7 protein-coding genes and 1 pseudogene are annotated in these 8,321 nt (G+C 68.8%); 1 reads left to right on the top strand and 7 read right to left on the bottom strand.

The features are described 5' to 3' along the window. Nucleotides 1-42 precede the first annotated feature (42 nt). The 5 genes from cysW to NS3_RS24830 all read right to left on the bottom strand — a co-directional run bounded on the left by cysW (nucleotide 43) and on the right by NS3_RS24830 (nucleotide 3,531). The gene (cysW, locus tag NS3_RS24815) at nucleotides 43-849 is read right to left on the bottom strand and encodes a sulfate ABC transporter permease subunit CysW (RefSeq protein WP_067864329.1); all 807 of its coding nucleotides are present in this window, start codon (nucleotides 847-849) and stop codon (nucleotides 43-45) included. Next, the gene (cysT, locus tag NS3_RS24820; RefSeq protein WP_157101520.1) at nucleotides 846-1,646 is read right to left on the bottom strand and encodes a sulfate ABC transporter permease subunit CysT; all 801 of its coding nucleotides are present in this window, start codon (nucleotides 1,644-1,646) and stop codon (nucleotides 846-848) included. Before cysT ends, cysW begins: the two co-directional genes overlap by 4 nt. Nucleotides 1,647-1,775: 129 nt before the next feature. Beyond that, nucleotides 1,776-2,822, bottom strand: a complete 1,047-nt coding sequence (locus tag NS3_RS24825; protein WP_067864332.1) for a sulfate ABC transporter substrate-binding protein — start codon at nucleotides 2,820-2,822, stop codon at nucleotides 1,776-1,778. A 198-nt stretch (nucleotides 2,823-3,020) separates the two neighbouring features. Next, the gene (locus NS3_RS30640; protein ID WP_324188356.1) at nucleotides 3,021-3,110 is read right to left on the bottom strand and encodes an Ms4533A family Cys-rich leader peptide; all 90 of its coding nucleotides are present in this window, start codon (nucleotides 3,108-3,110) and stop codon (nucleotides 3,021-3,023) included. Between the two features lie 151 nt (nucleotides 3,111-3,261). Further along, nucleotides 3,262-3,531: a hypothetical protein gene (locus tag NS3_RS24830; RefSeq protein ID WP_067864335.1), complete on the bottom strand. Its 270-nt coding sequence runs from the start codon at nucleotides 3,529-3,531 to the stop codon at nucleotides 3,262-3,264. A gap of 80 nt (nucleotides 3,532-3,611) precedes the next feature. On the opposite strand from NS3_RS24830, the gene NS3_RS24835 reads away from it, so the two are divergent. Further along, complete coding sequence (locus NS3_RS24835; protein WP_067864339.1) at nucleotides 3,612-5,573, top strand: glycoside hydrolase family 15 protein; 1,962 nt, start codon at nucleotides 3,612-3,614, stop codon at nucleotides 5,571-5,573. A gap of 12 nt (nucleotides 5,574-5,585) precedes the next feature. On the opposite strand, the gene NS3_RS24840 is transcribed toward NS3_RS24835, so the two are convergent. Beyond that, on the bottom strand, nucleotides 5,586-7,376 hold the full coding sequence (locus NS3_RS24840; protein ID WP_067864342.1) for a dynamin family protein: 1,791 nt from the start codon (nucleotides 7,374-7,376) through the stop codon (nucleotides 5,586-5,588). A 74-nt stretch (nucleotides 7,377-7,450) separates the two neighbouring features. Next, a pseudogene (locus tag NS3_RS29600) lies at nucleotides 7,451-8,321 on the bottom strand (hypothetical protein); the annotation flags it as partial.

Here is an 8,321-nt window from a genome sequence, read left to right on the forward strand (position 1 = left end):
CTCCGGCACGGGCGATCATGGTTCTACCTTCTGCGCGGGTGGTCACTTGGCGTCCCGCTTGCGTTCGAGAACGGTCATCAGCAACAGGACCACCAGGGCGATGCCCATCAGCAGGGTGGCGGCGCTGTAGGCACCGAAGGTGTTGTGGTCGTTGATGTAGCGGCTGTGCACCAGCAGTGTCAGCGTGAGCGACTGGCCGGGCAGCGCCGAGGACACCATGATCACCGCGCCGAATTCGCCGAGCGCACGGGCGACGGTGAGCACGACGCCGTAGGTCAGGCCCCAGCGGATCGCGGGCAACGTGATCCGCCAGAACGTCTGCCACTTCGAGGCGCCCAGCGTCGCGGCCGCCTGCTCCTGGTCGTCGCCGATCTCGTGCAACACGGGTTCGACCTCGCGCACCACGAACGGCAAGGTCACGAAGATGGTCGCGATGACCATGCCGGGCAGGCTGAAGATGACCTTCAGTCCCACGCTCTCCAGTCCACCGAGCCAGCCGCCCGCACCCCACAGCAGGATCAGGGCGACACCGACGACGACCGGCGACACCGCGAACGGCAGATCGACGATGCCCTGCACCAGATTGCGCCCGGGGAACCGGCCGCGCACCAGCGCGAGAGCGGTGATCACGCCGAACACGACGTTCAACGGCACCACGATCGCCACGATCAGCAGCGAGAGCTGGAATGCCGAGATGGCCGCGGGCGTGGTGATCGAGTCGATGAACGCGCCGATGCCGTTCTCGAAGGTGCGCCACAGGATGATGACCAGCGGCAGCACCAGCAGCACGAACAGATAGCCCAATGCGACCGTACGCAACGACAGGCGGGTCAGGGGTGTCGGATTCATCGGCTCGCCTGTTCCTTGCGCGCGGAGCGATCGGCCAGGAAGCGCAGCACGAGCAGTGTCACGAAGGCGATCAGCAGCAGGGCCACCGAGACCGCGGCGGCATTGATCGGCCGGTCGATCTCGATCTGCTTCTGGATGTACTGCGAAGCCACCTCGGTCTCGCGCGGAATCGCGCCGCCGATCAGCACCACCGAGCCGTACTCGCCGATGGCGCGGGCGAAGGCCAAGCCGCCGCCGCTGATGATCGCCGGGGTCAGCGCGGGCAGCACGATCCGGCGGAAGGTCACCCAGTTGCTCGCGCCGAGCGACAGCGCCGCTTGCTCCACCTCGCGGTCGGCCTCGATCAGCACCGGCTGCACCGAACGCACCACGAAGGGCAACGTCACGAACGCCAGCGCGACCACCAGACCCGGCTGGGTGGCGTTCAGGTGGATGTTCACCGGGCTCTGCGGGCCGTAGAGCGAGAGCAGCACGATGCTGGCCACGATCGTCGGCAGCGCGAACGGCAGGTCGATCAGCGCGTTGACCACGCCCTTGCCGGGGAACTCGTCGCGGACGAGCACCCAGGCGATCAGAGTGCCCATCACGACGTTGATCAGCGCCACCACCACCGACACGCTTACGGTGATCCGCAGCGAGTCGAGGGCGGCGGGCGCGGTGACCGCGTCCCAGAACCCGGCCCATCCGTCCTCGAACGAGGTGACGGTCAGCGCGGCGAGCGGCAACAGCACGATGATGCTCAGCCACAGCACCGCGGTGGCGATTCCCAGCGGGCCGACCGAGCCGCTGACCTGCAGCCACGCCTTCGGCGAGCGCCGGGAGTGTGGCTGGTTCCCTGCTAGGTCTCCGCCGGTTTTCTCCCCGGCGGCGACGCTACTGTTGTCAGTCACGTTGCTCCAGTATTCCGTGTGCTCCAGCTCGCCTGGCTATCTGGTCGCGTTCTCGTAGATGATCGCGATGGAACCGGTGTCCGGGGTGAACAGTTCGGTGTTCACAGCGTCCCAGCCACCGAGGTCGTCGATGGTCCACAGCTTCGCCGGGGTGGGGAAGTCGGCGGCGAAATCGGCGGCGACCTGCGGGTCGACCGGACGGAAACCCGCCTCGGCCCATGCCTTCTGGCCCTCCTGGGTGAACAGGAAGTCACGGAAGGCGACGGCCTTCTCCGGATTCTGGGCGTTCTTCAGCACTGCCACCGGATTGTCGATCCGGAAAGTGTCGGCGGGCACGATGTGCTCGATCGGATCACCGTTGCGCTCGGCGAAGATCGCCTCGTTCTCGTAGCTGAGCAGCACGTCACCGGTGCCCTGCAAGAAGGTCTCGGTCGCCTCACGGCCCGACTTCGGCTGCACCTTCACATGCTCGGGCGAGATCAGCCGGCTCAGGTAGTCCAGACCGGCCTGCGGATTCTTGCCGCCGTCGGATTTCGCGGCATAGGGCGCCAGCAGGTTCCACTTGGCCGAGCCCGAACTGAACGGGTTCGGCGTGACGACCTCGATGCCGGGCTTCAGCAAATCGTCCCAGGTCTGGATGTTCTTCGGGTTGCCCTCGCGCACCGCGAGCACCACCACCGAGCCGAACGGCACGCCCTTGTCCGCGCCCGCGTTCCAACTCTCGTCGACCAGACCGGCCTCGACCAGACGAGTGACGTCGGGCTCGACGGAGAAGTTGACGACGTCGGCCTGCGCGCCGTCCTTCACCTTGCGCGACTGGTCGCCCGACGCGCCGTAGGACTGCTGGATCTGGACGCCCGCGCCCGCTTCGGTCTTCTGGAACTCGGGGATCACCTTGTCGAACCCGGGCTTCGGGACGGCGTAGGCGTAGAGATTGATGCTGCCGCCGCTACCGTCGGCGCCGCCACCGTCCACGGAATCGCTGGCACCGCCACCGCACGCCGTCAGGACGACCGCGGCGGCGGTGGTGAGAGCGGCGGCGGCGAAGCGGTGGCGCGGAGCGAGCCAGGTTCTGCGTGACATTCTGGTGCCCTTTCGGTGCGGACCACCCCGACGCCAGGTGCGGCGGAGCGGAGACAAGCTGAGAATCGGGTAGACCATGCCGACAGGAGGTACGACAGCGGCGCGTCTACCGGCCGGGCGGCCGGCGATCACGGGTCACGCCTGCATGGGTGCGCGCCGGTCTACCGGACTGGGAGCGCAGACGTGTCCGAACACGCTTCAGCGACAGAGAATGTCGGCGACCGCGAGATTGCCGACAGCGATCAACGCCAATTCATGGCGGACCTGCGGTACGGCGTTCGAAGACACGCGCAGACTCTAGCAGAGCGCGCGGCCTCGTTCGAATCGAGTGAATCTACTCCCCCACCGGCATGCGCGCAGAATCAGCGGGTGAAGAACCAGGCCACCACTACCAGTACCAGGAGCGCGACGAGGGCGAGCTGAACCCGTGAGCGTGGCATCAGCGGGCCCCGCTACCCGCGGGCTCGCGGCGCATCGCCTCGGCGGAGGGTTCCACGGTCGCGAAACCGGCGGCCGACGATCCGGTCGAGCCCGCGCCGCGGTCCCGGCCGAGTATCCGCAGCGCGGCGCGCAGGCCGCGGTCGAGCAGGTAGGCGATGGCGAAGCTCACCGGCACCATGCCGACCAGGACGACGAAGAACTGCGGGATGAACGGCAACCCCGCCACCCACAATTCGAACCCGTCCCACCAGCCTGCGATGCGCTCCACACCGCCCAGCCTACTTGCCTGCGTCGGATACTCCGCGTCCGGCGGTGGACGGGAAGCGCGCCGGACACCGATGATGGGTTATGGCGTCGCACATCGATCCCACCGACCTGCCGCTTCCCGGCGCGTTCGCGATGGACGCGCACCCGGCCGTGTTCCCGCCGATCGACGAGTACGCGTTCCTGTCCGACTGCGAGACCAACTGTCTGATCGCGGCCAACGGCTCGGTGGAATGGATGTGCCTGCCGCGCCCGGACTCCCCCAGCGTGTTCGGCGCGCTGCTCGACCGCAGCGCGGGCCATTTCCGCCTCGGACCGTACGGGCGCACCGTCCCCGCCGCGCGCCGCTACCTGCCCGGCGGCATGATCCTGGAGACCACCTGGCAGACCGAGACCGGCTGGCTGATCGTGCGCGACGCGCTGGTGCTCGGTCCGTGGCACAACAACGACCAGCGCAGCCGGACCCACCGCCGCACGCCGATGGACTGGGACGCCGAGCACATGCTGTTGCGCACGGTGAAATGCGTCAACGGCACCGTCGAACTCGAGATGAGCTGCGAGCCATCCTTCGATTACCACCTCGCCCCGGCCTCCTGGGAGTACACCGGCAAGGTCTACGAGCAGGCCACCGCGGTGGCGCGCAACGATCCGAGCGCGAACCCCACTCTCGTGCTGACCACCGATCTGCGCCTCGGCCTCGAGGGCAGGCAGGCGCGCGCCCGCACCCGGCTGCGCGAGGGCGACGAGGTGTTCGTCGCGCTGACCTGGGCGGAACTGCCCGCTCCCGCGACCTTCGCCGACGCCGCGGAGAAAATGCGGAGCACCATCGACAGCTGGCGGCAGTGGATCACCCTCGGCAAGTTCCCCGACCATCCCTGGCGCAGCTACCTGCAGCGCAGCGCGCTGACATTGAAGGGCCTCACCTACGCTCCGACCGGCGCGCTGCTGGCCGCGGCCAGCACCTCGCTGCCCGAACAGCTCGGCGGTCAACGCAACTGGGACTACCGCTACACCTGGGTCAGGGACGCGAGTTTCGCCCTGTGGGGTCTGTACACCCTCGGCCTGGACCGGGAGGCCGACGACTTCTTCGCCTTCCTCAACGACGCCACGACCGGTCCCGACGGCGACGCTGTGCCGTTGCAGGTCCTCTACGGCATCGGCGGCGAGCGCGCGATCGTGGAGCGCGAACTGACGCACCTGAGCGGCTACGACAACGCGCGGCCGGTGCGCGTCGGCAACGACGCCTACCACCAGAAGCAGCACGACATCTGGGGCACCATGCTGGACGCGGTGTATCTGCACGTCAAGTCCCGTAAACAAGTGCCGGAGACGCTGTGGCCGTTGCTGCAGCGACAGGTCGGCGCGGCGATCGCGCATTGGCGCGAGCCCGATCGCAGCATCTGGGAGGTGCGCGGCGAACCGCAGCACTTCACCTCCTCGAAGGTGATGTGCTGGGTGGCTCTGGATCGCGGTGCGAAACTGGCGACGATGCACGGTCAGCTGGAGCGGGCCGAGGAGTGGCGGGAGATCGCCGAGGAGATCAAGGCCGATGTCCTCACCCACGGTGTCACCGACGAGGGCGTGTTCACCCAGACCTACGGCGGCGACACCCTCGACGCCTCGCTGCTGCTGGTGCCGCTGACCCGGTTCCTGCCCGCCGACGACCCTCGGGTACGCGCGACCGTGCTGGCCATCGCCGATCGGCTCACCGAGAACGGTCTGGTGCTGCGCTACCGCACCGCGACCACCGACGACGGCCTGACCGGCACCGAGGGTTCGTTCACCATCTGCTCGTTCTGGCTGGTCTCGGCGCTGGTGGAGATCGGCGAGCTACAGCGGGCCAGGCACCTGTGCGAGCGTCTGCTCGGCCTGGCCAGCCCGCTACGGCTCTACGCCGAAGAGATCGACCCGCGCCGCGGCAGGCACCTGGGTAACTTCCCGCAGGCGTTCACCCACCTGGCCCTGATCAACGCGGTCACCCATGTGATCAGGGCCGAGAACGACCACGACGCGGGCGGCTTCCATCCTGCTCACCACGCGAACTGACCGGCAGCGGCGTCAGGCCGCCATGTCGGTCGCGCGGTCGCGTACGGCGCGCAGCTTGACCAGTTGGGAGTTCAGTTCGGCCAGCCGGTCCTCGCGCCGATCGCCGTACTTGCCGTAGGCGTCCTCGGCGACCCGCAGCGCCTCGTCGACGGTGCGCAGCGCTTGGCCGGCGATCTCGGTGAAGTGGTCGCGCAGCGAACGCTGCATGGCGCGCAACCGGTTCCGCGACTCCTTGCCGACCTGGAAGATCACGTCGTCCATCAGCCGCGCCACCGCGACCTTGGCTTCCGCGCGCCTGCGCAGCTTGCGATTCTTGCGATCGTCCCAGATGGCGTTGACGCCGAGCAACACACCCGCACCCGCCGAATACCAGTTCACCAGCGACATTCCGAGCAGGCTGGTCGCCAGACCCACCATCAGGACGCCGCCGTAAGAACCGCGCAAGCCGGACAGGACCTGTTGGGTCACACCGGGATTCGCGCTGTCGAGCTCCTCCAGCGGCGCGACGTGTTCGAGCACCTCACCGGGATCGCTCAGGCGGAGGTCCGGCAGCGGCGGTGGCCGATTGCCCGCGGGGAACTTCGAGGCCACCTGCTCGCACAACTCCACCGAGCGATAGTGCGCCATGACGAAGTTCTCCTCGATGGCCTCGCAGATGCGCGAGTCCAGATCGGCGCCGAACTCCTTCCAGTTGCGCGCCGGATCGGTCTGGGCGATCTCGGCTTCGGCGTCGCGGGCCAGCCTGCGCAGACGGTGGCGCAGATCGTGCTCGATGTCGGCCATGAGTTCACCGGCGCCGTCGGCCAGCGCGATCTGCCAGTTCGCGGTGCGCTGCCGCAGCTGGTCGGCTTCCTCGCGGGCGATGGTCAGCTGCTGGGTGATCTCGGCGCGCCTGCGCGGATCACGCAAGGACTCGGCCTCGGTGTAGAGCGTGACGGCGAGATTGTCGGCGGTCAGCTGGATGTCGCGCAGGGCGGCTTCTCTGGCGACCACATCGGCCCGTGCCACCACCTGGTCGCGCAGGTGGTCGATCAGTTGCGGCACACCGGATTCCATGTCGCGGCGAATGTCGCCCGCCTCGCGGTGCAGCCGCGCCGAGACCGGGGCCACGGCGAATCCGAGCCCGGCGGCGTCGAGCAGTTCCCGGTCCCGCTGTTGCACATGCGTCCAGTGCGGGTACAGGTCGATCTTGTTCAGCACGCACACGACCGTCGGACAGAACTGCTGGACGCGCTGCAGGTAATCCAATTGCGCGGCGGACAGTTCCGCCGCGGCCTCGGTCACGTACAGCACGGCGTCGGCGGCGGCGATCATCGACCACTTCACCCGTTCGTCGCCGTTGCCCGGCGCGTCCATCAGGACGATGCCGTCGGCCAGCAACGCGCTCGGCTCGGTCCGTTCGGCACGGACCACGCCCTGCACGGTCAGCGCCGAACGCATGTGCGCGGGATCGACCGGCTGACGCTCGTTGCGTCCCGGCCCGACGGCCTTGACCACCGTCGCGGTCGGCGCGGTGCCGTACTCGACGATCACCGGCGCGCTGAGTTCGGCATCGGTGGCGCTGACCGGCGCGCCGACCAGGCCGTTGACCAGGGTGCTCATGCCGTTCTTCGGTTCGCCGACGACCACGAGACGCACCCGGGAGTCACCGATCCTGGCGCGGACCATGGTCAACCGCGCGTCCAAGTCGTCTCGGCCCGCGGATCTGGTCATCTCCCGCAGTTCGTCGAGCATCCGGATGAGCGGTGCCATCGCGGTGGGATGTTTCACCGTCGCCGGCTCCAGCCCAGCTGCGGCAGACAAGCCTCCTCCTTACTCCTGCGTGTCGCGCTCGGATCGTTCGATGGGCATGCTCCCCGTTGCCGCGAGCCCCCGGATCAGTACAGCACCGGGTCGAGCCCGGAAGTTCCCAACGGGTGCAGATCCGCGTCCTCGGACCACAGTCCCGAGTCCAGGCCGTTCGACAGTGTCGCATGCTGCGCACTCGCCGCGTACGTCGAGTAGTGATACGCCTGCGCCCCGTCGTCGCTGATCGGATCGAGACGCACCGGCGGGTTGGCCGGGACAGCGGCGGTCGGCACGGCCACGCTCGGCGCCGTGGGAAGGTCCACCGTCGGCTGGGTCGCCCCGCCACCGGGCACACCCGCGGTGGGCACCGTCTGAGTGGGGATGGTCTGCGTGGGCGCGGGCTGCCCGGTCGGCACGGGCACGGTCTGGCTCGGCGCATCCGGGGTGGGTGCGGGTGTCGGCACATCGACGCTGGGCACGGTCGCCGAAGGCGTGGGCACCGACACCGACGGAGTGGTCGAGGGCTGCGATCCGCCGCCGGGCAGGGTGACGTCGTCGTCCGGGGTGGGCGCCGTGGTGATCGGAGCACCCGGCAACTTCGTCACGACGCCGGGACCTGTGGTGGGCAGTTCGGGGGAGGTCGGATCGTCGGTCGGCAGCGGGACGCCGGTGGCCGGGGTCGGCAGGTCCGGGGTCGGCAGCGTCGGGGTGAGGGTCGGCACGCTCGGCGCGGTGGTGCCGGGAGTGACGACCCCGGTGTCGAGGTCGCCGGTGTCCGGAACCTGCACCGGCGGAGGCGTCTTGGTCGGCAGATCGAGCACGGCGGGAATCTCGGCGGCGGGCACGATCAGCGGCGACGGGTTGGGCGAGGTGCCGATCACGTTCGTGATCGGGTTCGACGCGGCGTCGGGCTGCACGGTCGTCTGCAGCGGTGTGGCCACCACCGGCGCGGCGGCCGCG

This window comes from Nocardia shimofusensis NBRC 100134 (assembly GCF_001613125.1).
Taxonomy (GTDB): Bacteria; Actinomycetota; Actinomycetes; order Mycobacteriales; family Mycobacteriaceae; genus Nocardia; species Nocardia shimofusensis.

Bases quoted from the DNA above. Each gene is read 5' to 3' on its own strand.
- NS3_RS24835 (WP_067864339.1), top strand. From the start codon at position 3,612: ATGGCGTCGCACATCGATCCCACCGACCTGCCGCTTCCCGGCGCGTTC.
- cysW (WP_067864329.1), bottom strand. From the start codon at position 849: ATGAATCCGACACCCCTGACCCGCCTGTCGTTGCGTACGGTCGCATTG.
- NS3_RS24825 (WP_067864332.1), bottom strand. From the start codon at position 2,822: ATGTCACGCAGAACCTGGCTCGCTCCGCGCCACCGCTTCGCCGCCGCC.